Here is a 19,901-nt window from a genome sequence, read left to right as displayed (position 1 = left end):
CCACCGCCCTCCGTTCCGCGACCCGGCATCCAGGATCTCTCTCGCCATCGCCGCCGAGGCGCCCTCAGCGCTCCCCAGATCCTCCCTTCGTACAACTTCCGATGAGGTGAGCATGGCAATATTCCGGCTGGTGATCCGGCGGCTGCTGTCGTCGACTCCGCTGCTGTTCATGGTCTCGGCCCTGACGTTCGTGCTGGTGTCACTGGTGCCGGGGGACCCGGCCCGGACGATCGTCGGGCAGCACGCGACCGAGGAGCAGTACCGGACCGTCCGCGGCCAACTGGGCCTGGACGAACCGCTGCCGGTGCAGTACTGGCACTGGCTGGTGCGGGTGTTCCACGGCGACCTCGCCTCCTCGCTGTTCAGCGGTGAGCCGGTCACGTCGGTGCTGAACAACCGGCTGCCGGTATCGATATCGCTGATCGTCGCGGGCACCGTGGTGTCCGGGATCCTGGGCGTGGCGCTGGGCCTGCTGAGCGCGCGGCGCGGCGGTTTCCTCGTCAGGATCGTGGACGGGCTGTCGCTGATCGGCCTGGCCGTCCCGGCGTTCTGGCTCGCGCTGGTCCTGATCGCGGTGCTGGCGGTGCAGTTGCGCTGGTTCCCGGTGACGGGCTACGTACCGTTCGCCGACGACCCGGCGCAGTGGGCGCGTTCGCTGGTGCTGCCGGTCATGTCGCTGTCGGTGGGCGCGGTGGCGATCATCGCCAAGCAGACCCGTGACTCGGTGCTGGACACCTCCACCCGCGACTTCATCCGGGTGATGCAGGCCAACGGCTTCTCACCGCGCTCGATCCTCTACCGGCACGTGCTGCGCAACGCGGCGCTGCCGGTGGTGACCGTCCTGGGCGTGGTGCTGGTCAGCCTGCTCTCCGCCGCTGTCTTCGTCGAGACGGTGTTCGCCATGCCCGGCCTCGGCAGCCTGACGCAACAGGCCACCATCCAGCACGACATCCCCCTCATCCAAGGAGCCGTCTTGTACATCACGGTGCTGGTGGTCCTGGTCAACCTGCTGGTGGACCTGGCGTACGGCCGTCTCGACCCGCGGGTGCGTGCCGCATGAGCACCGCCGCGAAGAGACCGGGTCTGCTCGCCCGGGTCGTGCGCCGCCCGTCGGGCGCGGCCGCCATCGGCTGGCTGGTGCTGCTGACCGCGGCCACCGCCGGAGCCTCGTTCACCGCCCCGCGCGGGCCGCTGGAGCAGGACCTCGGACACGTGCTGGCCGGCCCCTCGGGCGGCCATCTGCTCGGCACCGACAACCTGGGCCGGGACCTGCTGAGCCGGCTGCTGTTCGGCGGCCGCTCCACGCTGCTGGCGGTGGCCGAGTCGCTGCTGGTCTACCTGGTGATCGGCACCGTCCTGGGGCTGGCCTCGGGGTATCTCGGCGGCTGGGTGGACTGGCTGGTCACCCGTACCGCGGACCTGATGTTCGCGCTCCCGGGCATCATCATCGTGCTCGTCGTCCTGTCGGTGTTCCCCGGCAATCTGCACGCCGCGATGATCACCTTCGGGGTGCTCGGCAGTCCGGGCCTGATCCGGATCCTGCGGTCACAGACCCTCGGCATCCGCGAGGAGTTGTACGTCGCCGCGGCGAAGGTCGCGGGGCTGACGCGCTCCCAGATCCTGCGCCGGCACGTGCTGCCGCGGATGACCAGCATGGTCATCGTCCAGGCGGCGCTGTTCTCCGCGATCGTCGTCACCATCCAGGCGGGGCTGGGGTTTCTTGGCCTCGGGGCGCAGCCGCCCGACCCGTCGTGGGGCGGTCTGGTCGCGGACGCGTCCCAGAACATCGACCGTGATCCCTGGATGCTGGTCCCCGCGGGCATTCCGCTGGTCATCACCGTGATCGCGCTGGGTCTGCTGGGCGACGCGATCCGCGACGCGGCCATCGAGGGCTGGTCGGTCTCCAAGATGGCGGCACCGCCGGGCCGCACGGTGCCGGCGCCGAGGTCCGCCGAGGACGCCGTGGCCCCTGTGGAGGGCTCGATTGAACCGGACGCGCGGGCGCTGCTGTCGGTGCGGAACCTGTCGGTCGAGATCGGCGGCATCCCCGTCGTCCAGGGAGTGTCCTTCGACGTCATGGCGGGCGAAACACTCGGCGTCGTCGGTGAGTCCGGGTGCGGCAAGTCGGTGACGGCGCTGGGCGTCCTGGGCCTTGTGCCCGGCGGCGGCCGGGTCGCCGGCGGCCAGGTGGTGTTCGACGGGGTCGACCTGGCCGGCTCCCCGGCCGAGCTGGCCCGGGTCCGTGGCTCCGGGATCGCCTATGTGTCCCAGGAACCGATGGTGGCCCTCGACCCGACCTTCCCGGTCGGCCGCCAACTCGCCGAGGCCGTACGGCGGCACAGCCGCGCCGACCGGCGGACGACCCGCGCCGCGGCCCACCGCCGGGTGATCGAGCTGCTGACCATGGTGAACATCCCCGACCCGGAGGCGGTGGCCGGCCGCTACCCGCACCAGCTGTCCGGCGGGATGGCCCAGCGTGTCGCCATCGCGCTGGCCCTGGCGGGCGACCCGAAGCTGCTGATCGCCGACGAGCCGACCACCGCGCTGGACGTGACCGTCCAGGCCGAGATCCTGACGCTGCTGCGCGGGCTGCAGGCAGAGACGGGGATGGCCGTGCTCATCGTCACCCACGACTGGGGGGTGGTGGCGGACCTCTGCCACCGGTCGGTCGTGATGTACGCGGGGCAGGTCGTGGAGCAGGCGGACGTCGAGTCGATGTTCACCCTGCCGCTGCATCCGTACACCGCGGGCCTGCTGGCGGCCAACCCGCACCTGGCCGGCGGCGGAGAGCCGCTGCCGACGATCCCCGGCACGGTGCCTGCCCCCCGCGACTGGCCGCAGGGCTGCCGGTTCGCCGCCCGGTGCTCGCGCGTCACCGACGCGTGCGCGGCGGCACCGGTCGCCCTCACCCGGCCCGTACCCGACCGCCTCACGCGGTGCGTCCATTCCCAGCAGCTCCTCGTGGAGGGCACCCCCAGATGACTCCGCAGACCATCCTCGACATCCAGGACCTGACCGTCGAGTTCCGCCAGGGCCGGCGTACCGCGCCGTTCCGTGCCGTGGACTCGGTGTCCCTGACCATCGCGGCGGGGGAGACCGTCGGCCTGGTCGGCGAGTCCGGCTCGGGCAAGTCGACCATCGGCCGGGCCGTGCTCGGTCTCAACCCCGTCCGCTCCGGCCGGATCCACTTCGAGGGCGCCGACATCACCAGCGCCCGGCCGGGTGTCCGGCGGGAGCTCAGCGCCCGGCTGCAAGTGGTCTTCCAGGACCCGTACTCATCGCTCAATCCGGCCCGCACCATCGGCCGGACGCTCGCCGAACCGCTGCTGGTGCACCGGAAGATCGGTGCGGCGGAGACCGCCGAGCGGGTCACGGAGATGCTGGCGCGGGTCGGGATGCCCGCCGACACCGCGAACCGGTACCCCGGGCAGTTCTCCGGCGGGCAGCGGCAGCGGATCGCCATCGCCCGCGCGCTGATGCTCTCACCACGCCTGGTGATCTGCGACGAACCGGTCAGCGCACTCGACCTGTCCATCCAGGCCCAGGTGATGAACCTGCTGGCCGATCTGCAGAGCGAGCTCTCCCTCAGCTATCTGTTCATCGCCCACGACCTCCCCGTCGTCCGGCACCTCTCGCACCGCATCGTCGTCCTGTACCGCGGCCAGGTCATGGAGTCCGGGCCCGCCGACGACGTCTACGCCGATCCCGTGCACCCCTACACCCAGGCGCTGCTCGCCGCGGTCCCCGAACCCGATCCCCGGGTGCAACGGGCCCGCAGGGCCGACAAGGAGGCGGCCGGCGCCACGGTCCTGTCCACCCAGCCGCCCGCGGCCACCGGCTGTGCCTTCGCGCACCGCTGCCCGCACGCGATCGACATCTGCCACAGCCTGCGCCCCGAGCTGCTGCCCGTCCCCGGCGGCGAAGCGTCGGGCGGCGGGCGGACCGCCGCCTGCCATCGCGCCGCGGACCTGCATCCGCTGACCGTTCCAGCACATTCAGGAATCACAGGAGAGGAAGTGCCGTGTTCAGGCAACGAATGATCAGCGGGCTGGCGACCTTGGTGGTGCTCGCCGCCGCGGCCACCGCGTGCGGCGGGTCGTCGAAGGAATCCGGCGGCCAGGGCGACACCCTGACCGTCATCTCCCCGAGCGCCCCGGCGAGCCTCGACCCGGCGAAGGCCAACGTCGGTTCCGACAACTGGTTCGTCAACCTGGCCTACGACACCGTTCTGCGGCAGGGGCAGGACGGGAAGACCGGTCCCGCGCTCGCCACCAAGTGGGGGTACGTCGGCACCGGCAACCGGGAGTTCGAGTTCACCCTGCGCGACGGGGTGAAGTTCGCCGACGGCACGGCCATGACCGCCCAGACTGTCGCGGCGTCACTGAACTACACCCGCAAGAACGGGCTCAACGTCTCCTGGACCTCGGCGATCGACTCCGTCACCGCCACCGGTCCGCTCACCGTGCGGATCCACTGCTCCAGCCCGCACCCCAACGTGCCGCAGCTGCTCAACCAGATCCTGCTCGTCGGCTCGGTGATCAGCCCGGCGGGCCTGGCCGACGCCAAGAAGATGGGCACCCAGTCCTTCGGCGCGGGCCCGTACGTCCTGGACACGGCGCACACGGCCACCGGCGACCACTACACCTACACCCCCAACCCCAACTACTGGGACAAGACGAAGATCCACTGGAAGAAGGTGATCATCAAGATCGTCGCCAACCCCAACTCGGCCCTCCAGGCCGTGAAGACCGGGCAGGCCGACATCCTGGGCATCACCGCCAACCAGGTCGACACCGCCACCTCGGGCGGCCTGAGCGTGATCCGCTCGCCCAACGCCTTCCTCGGCATCGACCTCGTCGACCGGGACGGGGTCCTGTCCAAGCCCCTCAAGGACGTCCGGGTCCGCCAAGCCCTCAACTACGGCGTCGACCGCGAGAGCATCACCAAGGCTCTCTTCCAGCAGTACGGCCACGCCACCGACCAGATATCCCTCCCCGGCCTGGACGGTTTCGCCGCCGACTACGACAACCACTACTCCTACGATCCGGCGAAGGCCAAGCAGTTGCTCGCCGCGGCGGGATACCCGAACGGGTTCGCGCTGCACATGGAGACCCAGAACTTCTTCGGCATCGACCTGGTCACCCAGGCCGTCGTCCAGCAGTGGAAGCAGATCGGCGTCACCACCACCGTCACCACGGACACCAGCATCGGCCAGTGGCTGGGCAACGCCACGTCGAAGAAGTTCCCCGCGCTCGGGTTCGGCTACGGCGGCGCCTCCACCTACACGCTGTCGCTGGACTGGATGCTGCCGCACCCGACCGCGTTCAACCCGTTCGCCTCGCAGGACCCCGCACTGACCGCCATGCTGGCCACCGCCGCGGCCGCCCCCCAGGAGCAGCAGCCGGCGCTCTACCAGAACGTCATGCGCCGGGTCGTCGACCAGGCGTGGTTCGTCTCGGTGCTGCGGACCGACGGGATCTACGCCTTCAACAGCCGCAAGCTGAAGGGGTTCGCGGTGGCACCCAGTTACCTTCCCGACCTCGCCTGGGCCACCGCACCGAAGTAGTACCCGTCCCTGCCGCCTCACGCTTTCCGCCTCACGCTTTCCGCCTCGCGCCTTCCGTCTCCCGCCCGCCCCGTTCCGGCCGGCGGGAGGCGGGAGGCGCGCTTCGCCATGGGGCCCGCGGGCGGCTCGCACCTGATCGTCCCTGATCAGTTCCCGCTCCCGTGCGCAGGTCGGCGCAGCGTGGCCGTCCGGTGACCGAGAGGTAGGCGACAACCCTTGCCAGCAACGGCCAACTGTGCTGATATCCGAACCTGCTGGCAGTGACAGCAGGTGCCCTCACGAACACGCCGGGGCGAACGGGCGGCGCACGTACGGCGCCCCCAACGGAACAGCCGTCGGATCAGCTCTGCGGCAGCCAACCCGGCCGCCCTCCCTCAAACGAGTGCCATGCCACAGGACTTCTTCGAACCGCGTCGGCCGGCCCTGATCACCGGCAAGGCGTTCGCGGCCGGGGCGAAGGCGCTGATCCAGGCGGTCGTGGTGATCGTCATCGCGGCCCTGGGCATCGCGGCGGCCTCGTCCCTCCTGGGCCGCCTGGCCCGCTGACCGGGAGCACCGACGCGCGGGGGTACGGCGAGGAACCTATGGTGGGATAGGGAACCAAAAGCGGACGATGTGCAGACGCTTCCCAGGAGGCGATGACCATGCATCGCGCTCAATGGCTGTGTGCGTCGTCCCTCTTCGCCGTGGTGCTCGCCACCGTCGCCGTCGGCTGCTCCTCCCCGACGGTCACCACGTCCCCCGCGTCCGTGCAGCCTTCCACGTCCGGATCGTCCGTCCCGGGTCCCACCGCGTCACCGACCGGTGCGGGGCAGCAGGAGGCGCAGATCGGCGACACCCTGGATCTGGTGGGTACCGGTGACGGTGAGCGCATGGCCGTCACGGTCACGCGGGTCGTGGATCCCGCGGGCGCCGGCGTCTTCGGTCCGGACGCGGGAAACCGCTTCGTGGCCGTGCAGTTCCGGCTGCGGGACACCGGGACGGCCGTGTACGCGGATTCCCCCTCCAACGGGGCGCAGGTGATCGACACCCAGGGCCAGGCCTTCAACTCCACGATCGCCGACACGAATGCGGGGCCCAGCTTCCCCGGCAGTGTCCGGATCACCCCGGGGGACACGGCGCTGGGCTTCATCACGTTCGAAGTGCCGAAGGCCTCCGTGATCGCCAAAGTGCAGTTCACCCTGAATTCCGGCTTCGCCGCCAACACCGGCCAATGGACCGTGCAGGGCGTGGAGAAGGGCTCGCCGTCCACGGGCACCGCCCCGGTGCCCCAGCCGACCGTCTCCACGGCACCCGCGCCCACGTCCGCCGCCGGGGCGACGAGTCCCCGCCAGGTCGTCGAGAACTACTACGCCGCCATCAACGCCCACGCCTATCTCACGGCATGGAACCTGGGCGGCAAGAACCTCAACGGGTCCATGCAGGGCTTCGTGGCCGGCTTCGCCGGTACCGCCCACGACACGGTGACGGTGACGGATGTCCAGGGCGACACCGTGAGCGTCGTTCTCGACGCCACACAGACGGACGGCAGCCACCGCGTCTTCTCCGGGACCTACACGGTCCGTGACGGCATGATCGTCAGCGCGGACATCCACTGAGACGCCGCCGTCGGCCATGGGTCGGTCAGGAGCCCACGGGGTTCACGAAGGTGCCGGGGTGGGTGGCGCCGTCCTGGCGGACGATCGAGCCGCCCCAGGGCCACTTCAGCGCGAACTGGGTCTTCTCGTCCGGCGGCGTGATGCGGACCAGGGCGGGCTCGAAGGCCTCGGCGGCGGGGGCGGTGGTGGGGAGGAGAGTGATGGAGAAGTTCGTGGTGTCCGAGGGCTTGAGCAGGATCTTGGTGGGCGTCGTCGAGGCGCGGATCAGCGACCAGGTGCCGTCCGTCGCGCGGTTGCCGACGATGTCGACGCCGGGGAAGCCGATGAGCGAACAGGTGTGGCGGCTGATGTTGGTGAAGAAGACGGAGGCCCGGGTCTGGCCGGTCGAGGCCATGTCCGGGGCCGCGCCGCCGCCGGCGGCGAAGCCCGCCTTGAGGTCGCCGGTGTGGCAGCGGGCGATGGACGCGAGATCGACGACTGTGGACGTGCCGGAGGTGGACGTATCGGCGTTCGACGGGCCGTCATCGGACGACGCGGATCCGCCGGTCGTATCGTTTCCGCTGCTCTTGGCACCGTCGGTCACGCCGCCGCTGCCGGCGGTGGGTGTCGCCTTCGGAACGCCCGTGGTGGGGGCGGGGGCCGGGGTGCTCGGGGCGTGGTTGGGGCGTCCGCTGGATCGCGCGCCGTCCGCCGAGGTCTGGCACGCGACGGCGCCGGTGCTCAGGGCAGCGATGGCGAGTATCACAGCCGCGTGGCGGGGCAGGCGATTCAGCATGGCGGTCATGGGTACCCGACTCTCTGCGTGCGGCGGCGCGACGATCTCTGTGCGTTCACGCGCGGAACGCGGGCCGCGGTTCCAGCGGACTGCCACCGGCCGGGTCGGTCAGGGCCGCGGGGTCCGCCGGCAGGTGCTGCTCCGCACCGGACCGACGACAGGGAGCGCTCAGCGCAGCTGCTGGACGCGCAGGGCCAGTTCCATCTCGAAGCGGGCGTCGGGGTCCTGGAGCCGGTCGCCGAACAGTTCGTCGAGCTGGCGCAGCCGGTAGCGGACGGTCTGCGGGTGGATGCCGAGCCGGCCCGCCACCTCGTTGGCGTTGCGGCTGCACTGCAGCCAGCAGAGCAGCGTGTCGGCGAGGCGGGCCCGGTACGGCGGGCGCATCCGTTCCAGCGGGCCGAGATGGCGTTCGGCGAGGGCGTCCACCAGGGCCTCGTCCTGGAAGAGCAGCATGGTGGCGAGGTTCTCGGAACAGCGCACGACCTCGCCGCCCGGCAGCACATCGCGCCGGGCGAGGGTCAGCGCGTCCATCGCCCAGCGCAGCGACCGGGCGCCTTCGGTCAGTTGCACGGTGGGGCCGAGGGCGGCGCGGTGGCCCTGCAGCGCCGAGTCGACGGCGCGGGTCCTGCCCGGTCCGCCCGGGTCGGGGACGACGATGCACCCGGGCCGCTGGTCGAAGCGGGCCAGGAAGCCGGGCGGCAGGATCGGGTAGAGGGTCTCGCGTTCCCAGTGGTGGTCCACGACGACCACGGCGAGGGAGGTGGGGACCGGCCAGTGGGCGGCGTGGGCGAGATCGCGGATGGCCTCCTCGGTGGGGGGCCGCTCGGCGATCAGCATGTCGAACAGCCGCAGCCGCCGGCGTTGCAGCTCACCCGCCAGATGTAACTGGGCCTCGGCGTACCCGGCGGAGGTGGCCGTGGCGATCTCGTCGATATGGACCAGCGCGGCCTCGCCCAGCAGGCCGAGGACCTCACGCGGCAGGACGTCGGCGTCGGCGAGGGAGACGATGCGGCGCCAGGAGATCCGGGCGCCGATGCGGAGCGCGCCCTGGAAGGAGTCGAGGCTGCGGCCCTCCCGGGCTTCGCCGCGGCCGATACCGCGGTAGATGCCGATGACCTCCTGCGCGCTGATGCCCGGGGCGGAGAGGCGGTCCAGCAGGAGGTTCAGACCTAATTCCACGCCGGTGTGGATGGTTTTCGTGTAGGTGTCGTTCGTCGGGCGGTCGTACTCGGGAATCTCGGCCTGGATGGCTGCGACCACCTCCTTCCGGATAGCGTCGAGGAAGGGCCGGAGATGGTGGGCGAGCTCCGGGGGGATCCGGCTGAACGGCTCATCTGCCAGTTCTTGGGTCTGTCGCACCGTGGCGGAGTTCCTTCCGCTTATTGGTTCGATTGCTTGCGACGGTACTCCCCGGAAGCAGCTGCCCGCCACGGTGCCTGACGGAGCATCAGATGAGGATGCGTTGTCACTTGAGTGACAACGAGTCCCCGACGGTGCGGCCTTCCGGCACAGCCGGTGCCCGGTGGCGGAGGGCGAGGAACGTCACCAGGGCGCCGCACAGGACACAACCGGCCGCGAGTCGCAGGCCGGCCGCATAGCCGTCGAGGAACGCGGTAAGCGGATCGGAACCGGCGGCGAGTTCCGCGCTCCGGGTGTGCGTCAGGACGACGCCGACCAGGGCGATACCGAAGACCCCGGAGATCTCCCGGGCCGCGCTGACCACCCCGGACGCCATGCCGTTGCGGGAGGCCGGCACCGAGGCGAGGGAACGGACCGTCAGCGGCGTGGTGAGCGCGGAGCCCGCGCCGATCAGCAACAGCCCCGGCTGCAGACCGAGATAGCTCGTCCGCAGACCGGTCGCGGACACCTGCACCAGCCCCCACGCCACCAGCACCAGCCCGGCCGCGATCACCCGGTGCGCGCCCCAGGCCGCGCAGAGCCGCTCCGCGAACGGCGTCAGCGCCAGCAGCGCGAGCGCCAGCGGCAGGAAGGCGAGACCGGCCTTGGTCGCGGAGAATCCGAGCACCTGCTGCAGATACAGCGTGGTGAAGAAGAACACGCCGTTGACGCCGATGCCCCAGAGCACCTGCGCGGCCGTTCCGCCGCTGAGGAGGCGGTCACGGAAGAGGCCCAGTTCGAGCAGCGGCGCCGCCCTGCGGATCTCCAGAGCCACGAACAACCGGCCCGCCAGCGCCGCCGCGAACAGACACTGGGGCACCGGCCAGCGGGTGAAGCCGTGCGCCCCGCCCTCCAGCAGTCCGTAGGCCAGCAGCCATAGCGCCGCACTCGACAACACGACCCCGGGCACGTCGAGTCGGCGCAGCGCGGACAGACCCGGGCGGCGTACCGCCGCGGGCACCGCGCCGGCCAGCAGCAGTCCGAGGACGCCGAAGGGCACGTTCAGGAAGAACACCCACCGCCAGCCCCACCGCTCGGTGATGAAACCGCCGAGCACCGGCCCCAGGGCCAGCGCGACCGCCAGCGCCCCGGTCCACAGCCCGACCGCGAGCGAGCGGCGCGCCGCGGGCAGTTGGCCGGTGATCACCGCCAGTGTCGCGGGGATCACCAGCGCGGCTCCAGCGCCCTGCACGGTCCTGGCCGCGATCAGCGTCGGGCTGTTCGCCGCGAGACCGCCCGCCACGGAGGCGGCCGTGAAGACCGTCAGCCCCGCGATCAGCACCGGGCGGCAGGACAGCAGGTCGGCGAGCCGGCCGCCGGCCAGCAGCAGCGCGCCGAAGCTCAGGACGTAACTGGTGCCCACCCACTCCAGATCCGGCAGGTCGAGACCCAACGCCCGTTGCACGGAGGGCAGCGCGACGTTGACGACGGTGTTGTCCAGCGTCGTGATGAACCCGGTCACCGCGATCCCCAGCATGATCGGCAGCGTCCTGACCCGGTCCACCGGCGGCTCCTCTCCCGGGTCAGGAGCCCCTGGTCCTGGCGGGTCATGTGCTCGGGGCCGTCCGACCTTAACCACCGCACCCGCCGTTCGGCTTGTCATCGGAGTGACAGAAGGCGGACGGGCGGCTGTCACGCCCCGCTCTAGTGGCCCGGCACCCGGAAGCGGAACCTGTTGCCCCCATGACGCTCCAGAATTCCGGATCCCCCCTCCGGGAAGGAGAGCCGCGCATGACCCGTTTCGCCGAGTTCGAGTCCCGTCGCGCCCAGGTTCTGCGAGGAGGCTCACCAGCGGCCGTGGAGCGCCAGCACTCCCGAGGCCGGCTCACCGCGCGGGAGCGCATCGACCTGCTGCTCGACCCCGGCTCCTTCACCGAGACCGACGCCTTCGTACGGCACCGCTGCACCGCCTACGGCATGGACGCCTCCCGCCCCGACGGCGACGGGGTCGTCACCGGTCACGGCACCGTCGACGACCGCCCGGTCGCGGTCTTCGCGCAGGACGCCACCGTCTTCGGCGGAAGCATGGGGGAGGCGTTCGGCGAGAAGGTCCTCAAGGTCATGGACCACGCGCTGAAGGTCGGCTGTCCCGTGATCGGCCTCAACGACTCGGGCGGCGCGCGCATCCAGGAGGGGGTCGTCGCCCTCGCCCACTACGCGGAACTCGTCCACCGCAACGTCATGGTCTCCGGGGTGATCCCCCAACTGTCCATGATCCTCGGCCCGTGCGCGGGCGGCGCCGCGTACTCGCCGGCGCTCACCGACTTCACGGTCATGGTGAAGGACATCTCCCACATGTTTGTCACCGGCCCCGACGTCATCCACTCGGTGACGGGGGAGGAGACCACGGCCGAGGAACTGGGCGGCGCCCGCACCAGCTCCGCCGTCAACGGCACCGCCCACTACCTCGCCCACGACGAGGCGGACGCCTTCGACTTCGTGCGCGGGCTGCTCTCCTACCTGCCCGCCAACAACCGTGAGGCGCCACCGCGCTACCGGCAGCGCTCCGACCCCGGCATCACCGCGACGGACCGGGAACTCGACGAGATCGTGCCCGCCAACCTCGGTCACGCCTACGACATGCGGGAGATCCTGCGGCGCGTCGTGGACGACGGCGAACTGCTGGAGATCCAGGAACTGTTCGCGCCGAACATCATCTGCGCCTTCGGCCGGGTCGAGGGCTCGTCGGTGGGCATCGTCGCCAACCAGCCGCTGCACTCCGCCGGCGCCCTGGACATCAACGCCTCCGAGAAGGCCGCCCGGTTCGTGCGGTTCTGCGACGCCTTCGGCATCCCGATCCTCTCGTTCGTCGACGTGCCCGGCTACCTCTCCGGCGTCCGGCTGGAGCACGAGGGCATCGTCCGCCGGGGCGCCAAGCTGCTGTACGCGTACGCCGAGGCCACCGTGCCCGCCATCACCGTCGTCGTCCGCAAGGCCTACGGCGGCGGCTACGCCGTCATGGGGTCCAAGCACCTCGGCGCCGATCTCAACCTGGCGTGGCCGACCGCGCAGATCGCCGTCATGGGAGCACAGGGCGCGGTCGCCGTCCTGCACCGCAAGGAACTGCGCGACGCCGAGGACCCGGAGCTGCTGCGCAAGCAGCTCACCGCCGAGTACGAGAACGATTACGCCACCCCGTACCTGGCCGCGGAGCGCGGCTACCTCGACGCCGTCATCCTCCCGCACGAGACCCGCGGCCGGATCGTCCGTGGACTGCGGTCGCTGCACGGAAAACACCGGCCCGCACCGCAGCGCCAGCACGGCAACATCCCCCTCTGAACCCCTCTGAACCCGTCTGAACCACCCGTCCCCCGGTCCCACGGATCCCCCCCACCGGTCCCACGGAACCACCTCCTCCGAGAGCGGCCCCCCTCGCGCCCCCACCCCTCTGGAGTCCCATGCCCCCCGCGCGCCCTCTCCCGCCGACCGAGTTCCCGCTGACCGAGTCCCTGCGCCGCTGGTCCACCGAGCGCGGCGCCCAGCGGGCCTTCACCTTCGTCGACTTCCCCACCCCGGACTCGCCGGGCCGGCACCGCAGCCTGACCTGGAAACGGCTCGACCAGCAGGCCCGCACGATCGCCTGGCGGCTGCGGGCCGATGTGGGCCCCGGCGAGCGGGCCGCGCTGATGCTGCCCCAGGGCCTGGGCTACGTGGCGGCCTTCCTCGGCTGCCTCTACGCGGGGGTGATAGCCGTCCCGCTGTTCAGCCCCGACCTGCCGGGGCACGCGGGCCGGCTCGCCGCCGTGCTCGACGACTGCGAACCGTCCTGCATCCTGACCGACACCCCGACCGCCCCCGCCATCGCGGCCTTCGCCGCCGAGCACGGGATCCCGCACCTCCCGGTCGTCCCCATCGACCGGCCGGCCGGCGCGGGCCCGCTGACCGACGCGCTCCCCGATCCGGACCGGCCGTTACCCGTACCCGAACTGGACGACATCGCCTACCTCCAGTACACGTCGGGCTCCACCAGGGTCCCCGCCGGGGTGATGATCAGCCACGGCAACGTCGTCGCCAACGCCCGGCAGGCCGTCAGGGCGTTCGGCGTGACGGCGGACGGCAGCACCAGCGTCGGCTGGCTGCCGCTCTTCCACGACATGGGCCTGGTGCTGAGCATCGCCGCACCCGTACTGGCCGGCATGTCGTCGGTGCTGATGGACCCGGTCTCCTTCCTGGAACGGCCCGTGCGCTGGCTGCGGTTGCTCGGCGCGTACCCGGGCACCATCAGCGCCGCCCCCAACTTCGCCTACGACTACTGCGCCACCCGCATCGACGAGGAACAGACCGCGGCACTGCGGCTCGACCGCGTCCGCGTCATGATCAACGGCAGCGAACCCGTACGGCAGGGCACCGTGGAACGCTTCCAGCGGGCCTTCGCCCGCACAGGACTGCCGCCGGAGGCGCACTGCCCCTCGTACGGCCTGGCCGAGGCGACCGTCTTCGTCACCACCGAACCGCCCGCCGACCTGCCCCGGAAGCTGGTCTGCGACCGCGAGGCACTGGCGGCGGGGCACATCCGGCCGTGTGCGGACGACGACGCCCTGGCGACCGTACTCGTCGGCTGCGGAACCCCGGTGGGGCAGGAGCTGCGCATCACGGACCCGGTGACGGGGCTGGTGCTGCCCGAGGACCGGATCGGTGAGATCCGGCTGCGCGGTCCCAACATCGGCCTGGGCTACTGGAAGCGGACCGGCCGTTCGCAGGCGTCCTTCGCCTCCCGCATCCCCGGCGAGCTGGGCGACTGGCTGCGCACCGGCGATCTCGGGGCGCTGCACGAGGGCCGGCTCCAGGTCACCGGACGGCTGAAGGACCTGCTGATCGTGGACGGCCGCAACCACTACCCGCAGGACCTGGAGGAGACCGTCCAGTCCTCCCTGGACTGCGTACGCCGCGGCCGGCTCGCCCTGTTCACCGTCACCGGCGACGGCGGGCCCGACGAGGTGGTCGCCGTCGCCGAGCACGCCCGGGACCTCGACGTCACCGCCGAGCTGTGCGCGGCGGCGGAGCGGGCCGCCCGCGCCCGGATCTCCGCCCGGCACGGGGTACGGCTGGCCCGGCTGCTCCTCGTACCGCCCGGCGCGGTGCCGCGCACGTCCAGCGGCAAGGTCTCCCGTTCCGCCTGCCGCGAGCGGTATCTCGCGGGCGAGTACGAGAGGGAGGCGGCGGCAGGTGAGTGACGGCGCCGGGGGCGCGGGGGAGTCCGGCATCGCCGGGGAACTCCGCCGCACGATCGTCTCGCGGCTCTCCCAGTGGTACGGGCTCGACCCGGCAGAGATCGACGACGACCGGCCGTTCGCGGAGCTCGGCATCACCTCACGGGACGCCATCGCCCTCACCGCCGATCTGCGCGCCCTCACCTCGGTCCAACTCCCCGCGACCCTGCTGTGGGAGGCGCCGACGCTGGGCCGGCTGCTGTCGGTGGTCGAGGCCGCGGTCGGCGTCGGGGAAACGGCCGGCCTCCCGGCGCCGACTCCCCGGTCCGCCCCGGCACAGCCACCGGGCGGCGCGTCGAGTGCCGTCGCCGTCGTCGGTATCGGCTGCCGGCTCCCGGGCGGCATCACCTCCCCGGCCGCCTTCTGGGAACTGCTCAGTGCCGGCGGCAACGCGGTGGGCACGCTCCCCGAAGGGCGGTGGGCTCCGTTTCTTCCCGACGGCGTGCCGCCCGAGGGCATCAACCGGCATGGCGCGTTCCTGTCCGATGTCGCGGGGTTCGACGCCGAGTTCTTCGGCATCTCGCCGCACGAGGCCACCCTCATGGACCCGCAGCAGCGGCTGCTGCTGGAAGTGGCACGGGAGAGCCTGGACCACGCCGCGATCCCCGCGCCAGGACTGGCCGGTACCCGCACCGGCGTGTTCGTGGGGATCAGCGGCAACGAGTACGCCCAGCTCACCACCGCCGACCTGGACGCGGTCGACGCGTGGACCCCGCCGGGCGTCGCCCTGAGCATCGCCGCGAACCGCCTCTCGTACGCGCTGGACCTGCGCGGACCCAGCCTCGCCCTGGACACCGCCTGCTCCTCGTCGCTGGTCGCCGTGCAGCACGCCGTCCGCAGTCTGGTGTCCGGCGAGACCGACACGGCTCTCGCCGGCGGGGTGAACCTGCTGCTGTCGCCCGCGCTGACCCTGGCCTTCCAGCGCGCGGGCGCGCTCGCGCCCGACGGACGCTGCAAGACCTTCGACGCCGCGGCCGACGGCATGGTGCGCGGCGAGGGCTGCGCGGTCGTCGTCCTCAAACGACTGGCCGACGCCGAGCGGGACGGGAACCGCGTCCTCGCCGTCATCCGGTCGACCGCCGTGAACTCCGACGGCCGCTCCAACGGGCTGCTGGCCCCCAACCCCGAGGCCCAGCGGGCCCTGTTGGAACAGGCCCACGCCGGTGCGGGCTCCGAACTGGACTACGTCGAGGCGCACGGCACCGGCACCGCGCTCGGCGACCCGATCGAGGCTCACGCCCTGGGGGCGGTACTCGGCCAGGGCCGCGAACCGGACCAACCGCTGCTCATCGGCTCGGCGAAGACCAACGTCGGCCATCTGGAGGCCGCGGCCGGAATCACCGGGCTGGTCAAGACGGTGCTGGCGCTGCACCACGACGAACTGCCGCCGCACCTCAACTTCGGAACCCCCAACCCGCTCATCGACTTCGACGCGCTGGGCCTGCGGGTCGTCGACTCCCCGGAGCCCTGGCCCCGTTACTCGGGCCGGGCCACCGCGGGCGTCTCCGCCTTCGGGTTCGGCGGCACCAACGCGCATGTCGTGCTGGAGGAGTACCGGCCCGCGCTGAGGAAGGCGCCCATGCCAGGGGGAGCGCCGGCGATCACCGTTCTCGACGCCCTCTCCACCGCACGGCTGCGCGAGGACGCGGCGCGGCTGAGCCGCTGGCTGTCGTCGCCCGCGGCCCGAGGGGTCAGGATCGAGGACGTCGCCCGTACGCTGCACGGCCGCACCGGTCGCGGCCGGTACCGCGCGGCCGTGGTCGCGGGCAGCATCGAGGACGCCGCGGCGGCCCTCTCCTGCCTCTCCGCAGGCCGGCCCCATCCGGCGGTCGTCACCGGCGGCCCGGTCACCGAAACCGCCCGCCCCGTCTGGGTGTTCTCCGGCTACGGCTCACAGTGGCCGGGCATGGCCCGCCGGCTGCTCACGGCGGAACCAGCGTTCGCCGAGGCGGTGGACCGGCTGGAACCCCTGTTGCTCGAGCACGCGGGCCTCTCGCTGCGCGCGGGACTCGAACCCGGCGCGGAGTTGTCGTCCCCTTCGGTCGTCCAGCCCGTGCTGTACGGCCTCCAGGTCGCCCTGGCCGGACTCTGGCGGGCGTACGGGATCGAACCGGCGGCCGTCATCGGCCACTCGATGGGCGAGGTCGCCGCGGCCGTGGTCGCCGGTGCGCTCGACGCCGAAACCGGCGCCCGTGTCATCGCGACCCGCTCCCGGCTGCTCGACGGGCTGACGGGCGGGGCGATGGCCGTGGTGGAACTCTCCGCCGCGCAGGTACGGGCACACGCCGGAACATGGTCCAGTCTGCGGGTCGCCGTCCACTCCTCGCCCGGCCAGAGCGTCGTCACCGGCACGGCGGACGACATCGGCGAACTGATCCGGCAGGTCGCGCGGGAGGGCGGGCTCGCCCGATCGCTGGGGGTCACCGCGGCGGGCCACTCCCCGCAGGTCGACCCGCTGCTCGGCCCGCTGGCCGAACAACTCGGCGAGGTGCCGCACATGCCGTCCGGCGTTCCCTTCTACAGCACCGTCCGGGACTCGCCCCGCGACCTGCCGGTCTTCGACGCCGGGTACTGGGTGGCCGCGCTGCGCCGACCCGTGCGCTTCGCGCAGGCGGTCGCCGCCGCGGCGGCGGACGGGCACCGGCTGTTCGTCGAGGTCTCCCCGCACCCCACACAACTGCATCCGCTCGCCGAGACGCTGCGCGCTTCGGATGCCGCATCGGGAGCCGCTTCGGGAGCCGGGGACGCCGCGCTGTTCCCGACCCTGCGCCGGAACACCGACGACGCCTTCTCGTTCCGGCACAGCCTGGCGGCGCAGCTGGTCAGGGGTGTGGCGATCGACCCCGGGGCGCTGCACGGGACCGGCCGGATCGTCGACGTACCGAGCGCCGGCTGGCGGCACCGTCCCTACTGGGTGAAGGGCCGGCTGGCGGCGCAACGGCAGGAACCCGATCCCGTACCGCTGCCGGTCCCCGGAGCCTCCGAACCGGCGGACCGGCCCAGGACCGTCATCGACCGGCTGCGCGAGCATGTCGCCCAGGTCATGGGGTACGCGCCGGAACATATCGACCCCGGGACGCCGCTCACGGAACTCGGGCTCGACTCCCTCATGGCCACCCGCATCCTGGCCGCCGTCCAGCGGGACTTCGGCACCGTCGTCGAACCGCGCGTGCTGCTGCGTAACGGCACCGTCGCCGCGCTCGCCGCGTGGCTGGAGCCGTCGGGCGCGGGGGACGGTACGGAGCAGGCGGCCGAGGATACGTTGACGGGTGTGCTTCCCCGGGACGCCGCCGAGCGGCTGGTCTCCCGGGCCTGGCAGAGCGTCGCCGGCGGCCGGCCGCCCGGCGCCGAGGACGACCTCGGTCTGCGGGAACTGCCCCGGGAGCGGCTGGCGGAGCTGGCCCGGGAACTGTCGGAGCGGGCCGGATGCGAGGTACCGGCCGATGACCTGCTGACCGGCCCCTCCACCGTCGCCGCCGTCGCCGGTCTGCTGCGCCCGCGCCTGGAGACACCCGTCAGCGGTCCACTGCGCGTCCTGCGGGCGGGCGGGAGCCGGCCGCCGCTGTTCCTGATCCATCCCGCGGGCGGATCCACCGCCGTCTACCGCGCCCTCGTCCAGCGGCTCGGCGACGAACAGCCCTGCTACGGACTGGAACGGCTGCCCGGCCCCGACGCGGTGCACGAGCGGGCGGCGGCGTACGCGCGGATCGTCCGTGAGACCCGCCCGCTCGGGCCGTGGCTGCTCGGTGGCTGGTCCTACGGCGGGGTGGTGGCGCAGGAGACGGCACGGCTGCTGGCCGGCGACGGAACCGTGCCCGCGCTGATCCTGATCGACAGCGTGCTGCCGCTCCCCGTCCCCGAGTTGTCGCCTGCCGAGGAAGCCCGCCGCCGCTTCGCGGAGTTCGCCGCGTACGTGGAGCGCACCTACGGCAGTCCGCTGCCGCTGCCCTACGACGAACTCGCGACGCTCGACGACGCCGGGCAGATCGAGCTGGTGGTCAAGGCGCTGGAGCAGGCGGCGGATCTGCCCGCGGCCGTGCTGGAACACCAGCGCACCTCGTACCTGGACCTGCGTAGCGGGGAACGGCACACCCCGCGCCCGTACACCGGCCGCACGCTGCTCTACCGCGCCACGCGGAGCGCGCCGCACACCGTCCAGGACGCGCGCTACACCCGTACCGACGAGGCGCTCGGCTGGGACGGGTCCTGCACCGACCTCTCCGTCGCGCCGATCGAGGGAGATCACCTCTCCCTTCTCGATCCGCCCGCGGTCGACGACCTCGCCGCGCTGCTCACCCGCGATCTCAACCCACCCACGACAAGAGGGATCTGATGCACACACAGCGCCGCCGCCGTACGTCCCGCGCCGCCGTCACCGGAGCGGCCATGCTCGCGGCGACCGCCGCGCTGACCCTCGGCCCCACCGCTCTCGCCCCCGCCGCCGCTGCCTCCACGGCGGCGGCCGCCCCGGCGCGTACCGCCCTGGACGGGGCCGGCATCGTCTCCGAGACCTGGCTCGACAGCCGTACCGTCGATCTGCAGATCAACTCCCCGGCGATCCGCGGCACCGTCGGGACCAGGCTGCTGCTGCCGGCCGACTGGTCGGCCCAGGCCACCCGCACCTGGCCGGTGCTCTATCTGCTCCAGGGCGCGCACGACGACTACACCTCGTGGACCCGCGAGACGGATATCGAGCAGTTCACCGCGGACAAGGAAGTCATCGTCGCCATGCCGTCGTCGGGGCCCACCGGCATCCCCAGCACCTGGTGGAACTTCGGCTCGGGCGCCCCGGACTACGAGACCTTCCAGGTCACGGAGTTGATGCAGCTGCTGCAGCAGAACTACCGGGCCGGGACGACGCGGGCCATCGGCGGGGTGTCCACCGGCGGTTGGGGCGCGATCGCGTTCGCCGCCCGGCACCCCGGAACGTTCAAGGCGGCGGCCTCGTACAGCGGTGTCCTCCACACGACGATGCCCGGTATGCCGATCATCGTCGAGGCGATCGTGGGCCGTGAAGGCCTTCTGCCCTGGGCGCTGTGGGGCTCCCCGATCTTCCAGAGCCCGCTGTGGAACGCCCAGAACCCCTACGCCCTGGCATCGAAGCTGACCGGCACCAGCCTCTACCTGTCCTCCGGCACCGGTGTCGTCGGCGGGAACGGGGAGCTGAGCGCCGAGGCCCTGGAGACCACCCTGTGGCCCGCGTCCCAGAGCTTCGCCGCCCGGCTGCAGCAGCTCGGCATCCCCGTCCAGACCCACTTCTACCTCGGCGGCACCCACAGCTGGACCTACTGGCGCAACGAGTACAAGACGTCCTGGCCGCTCCTCTCGCAGGCCCTGGGGCTGTGACCGACTGA

General features: G+C 72.1%; 12 protein-coding genes and 1 pseudogene. 10 read left to right on the top strand and 3 right to left on the bottom strand.

Annotation, left to right across the window (positions count from 1 at the left end; genetic code table 11):
- Window positions 1–112: 112 nt before the first annotated feature.
- The 6 genes and pseudogenes from C6N31_RS13980 to C6N31_RS13955 all read left to right on the top strand — a co-directional run bounded on the left by C6N31_RS13980 (window position 113) and on the right by C6N31_RS13955 (window position 7,164).
- On the top strand, window positions 113–1,060 hold the full coding sequence (locus C6N31_RS13980) for an ABC transporter permease (protein ID WP_198357623.1): 948 nt from the start codon (window positions 113–115) through the stop codon (window positions 1,058–1,060).
- Window positions 1,057–2,982, top strand: a complete 1,926-nt coding sequence (locus tag C6N31_RS13975; protein WP_138352515.1) for a dipeptide/oligopeptide/nickel ABC transporter permease/ATP-binding protein — start codon at window positions 1,057–1,059, stop codon at window positions 2,980–2,982. Before C6N31_RS13980 ends, C6N31_RS13975 begins: the two co-directional genes overlap by 4 nt.
- Window positions 2,979–4,040 carry an ABC transporter ATP-binding protein gene (locus tag C6N31_RS13970; RefSeq protein WP_138352516.1) on the top strand — a complete coding sequence of 354 codons (1,062 nt, stop codon included), beginning with the start codon at window positions 2,979–2,981 and terminating at the stop codon, window positions 4,038–4,040. The genes C6N31_RS13975 and C6N31_RS13970 overlap by 4 nt, the downstream gene beginning before the upstream one ends.
- Window positions 4,022–5,566: an ABC transporter substrate-binding protein gene (locus tag C6N31_RS13965; protein ID WP_198357622.1), complete on the top strand. Its 1,545-nt coding sequence runs from the start codon at window positions 4,022–4,024 to the stop codon at window positions 5,564–5,566. Before C6N31_RS13970 ends, C6N31_RS13965 begins: the two co-directional genes overlap by 19 nt.
- 414 nt (window positions 5,567–5,980) lie before the next feature.
- Window positions 5,981–6,076, top strand: a pseudogene (locus tag C6N31_RS45545) (ABC transporter permease); the annotation flags it as partial.
- Window positions 6,077–6,210: 134 nt separating this feature from the next.
- Window positions 6,211–7,164 carry a DUF4352 domain-containing protein gene (locus C6N31_RS13955; protein ID WP_232485166.1) on the top strand — a complete coding sequence of 318 codons (954 nt, stop codon included), beginning with the start codon at window positions 6,211–6,213 and terminating at the stop codon, window positions 7,162–7,164.
- Between the two features lie 25 nt (window positions 7,165–7,189).
- Here C6N31_RS13955 and C6N31_RS13950 read toward each other — a convergent pair whose 3' ends face one another.
- The 3 genes from C6N31_RS13950 to C6N31_RS13940 form a co-directional block, all read right to left on the bottom strand.
- Complete coding sequence (locus C6N31_RS13950; protein WP_138352520.1) at window positions 7,190–7,939, bottom strand: DUF4232 domain-containing protein; 750 nt, start codon at window positions 7,937–7,939, stop codon at window positions 7,190–7,192.
- Between the two features lie 168 nt (window positions 7,940–8,107).
- Window positions 8,108–9,298: a PucR family transcriptional regulator gene (locus C6N31_RS13945; RefSeq protein WP_138352521.1), complete on the bottom strand. Its 1,191-nt coding sequence runs from the start codon at window positions 9,296–9,298 to the stop codon at window positions 8,108–8,110.
- A gap of 106 nt (window positions 9,299–9,404) precedes the next feature.
- Window positions 9,405–10,841 (bottom strand): MFS transporter, encoded by a 1,437-nt coding sequence (locus tag C6N31_RS13940; protein WP_187145127.1) that lies wholly within the window; start codon window positions 10,839–10,841, stop codon window positions 9,405–9,407.
- A gap of 227 nt (window positions 10,842–11,068) precedes the next feature.
- Between C6N31_RS13940 and C6N31_RS13935 the strand changes: the two genes are divergently transcribed.
- The 4 genes from C6N31_RS13935 to C6N31_RS13920 all read left to right on the top strand — a co-directional run bounded on the left by C6N31_RS13935 (window position 11,069) and on the right by C6N31_RS13920 (window position 19,893).
- On the top strand, window positions 11,069–12,616 hold the full coding sequence (locus tag C6N31_RS13935; RefSeq protein ID WP_138352523.1) for an acyl-CoA carboxylase subunit beta: 1,548 nt from the start codon (window positions 11,069–11,071) through the stop codon (window positions 12,614–12,616).
- A 119-nt stretch (window positions 12,617–12,735) separates the two neighbouring features.
- Entirely contained in the window at window positions 12,736–14,511 is a 1,776-nt protein-coding gene (locus C6N31_RS13930) for a fatty acyl-AMP ligase (RefSeq protein WP_138352524.1), read from the top strand.
- Entirely contained in the window at window positions 14,504–18,880 is a 4,377-nt protein-coding gene (locus C6N31_RS45140; protein WP_198357621.1) for a type I polyketide synthase, read from the top strand. Before C6N31_RS13930 ends, C6N31_RS45140 begins: the two co-directional genes overlap by 8 nt.
- Window positions 18,880–19,893 (top strand): alpha/beta hydrolase, encoded by a 1,014-nt coding sequence (locus tag C6N31_RS13920; protein ID WP_138352525.1) that lies wholly within the window; start codon window positions 18,880–18,882, stop codon window positions 19,891–19,893. Before C6N31_RS45140 ends, C6N31_RS13920 begins: the two co-directional genes overlap by 1 nt.
- Window positions 19,894–19,901: the final 8 nt, after the last annotated feature.

It is taken from the genome of Streptomyces fildesensis, from assembly GCF_016107395.1.
GTDB lineage: Bacteria > Actinomycetota > Actinomycetes > Streptomycetales > Streptomycetaceae > Actinacidiphila > Actinacidiphila fildesensis.
Note: the sequence above shows the minus strand (reverse complement) of the source record. Positions and strands in the feature narration are given on the sequence as shown.

Bases quoted from the DNA above. Each gene is read 5' to 3' on its own strand.
- C6N31_RS13955 (WP_232485166.1), top strand. From the start codon at position 6,211: ATGCATCGCGCTCAATGGCTGTGTGCGTCGTCCCTCTTCGCCGTGGTG.
- C6N31_RS13970 (WP_138352516.1), top strand. From the start codon at position 2,979: ATGACTCCGCAGACCATCCTCGACATCCAGGACCTGACCGTCGAGTTC.
- C6N31_RS13975 (WP_138352515.1), top strand. From the start codon at position 1,057: ATGAGCACCGCCGCGAAGAGACCGGGTCTGCTCGCCCGGGTCGTGCGC.
- C6N31_RS13930 (WP_138352524.1), top strand. From the start codon at position 12,736: ATGCCCCCCGCGCGCCCTCTCCCGCCGACCGAGTTCCCGCTGACCGAG.
- C6N31_RS13950 (WP_138352520.1), bottom strand. From the start codon at position 7,939: ATGCTGAATCGCCTGCCCCGCCACGCGGCTGTGATACTCGCCATCGCT.
- C6N31_RS13935 (WP_138352523.1), top strand. From the start codon at position 11,069: ATGACCCGTTTCGCCGAGTTCGAGTCCCGTCGCGCCCAGGTTCTGCGA.
- C6N31_RS13980 (WP_198357623.1), top strand. From the start codon at position 113: ATGGCAATATTCCGGCTGGTGATCCGGCGGCTGCTGTCGTCGACTCCG.
- C6N31_RS13920 (WP_138352525.1), top strand. From the start codon at position 18,880: ATGCACACACAGCGCCGCCGCCGTACGTCCCGCGCCGCCGTCACCGGA.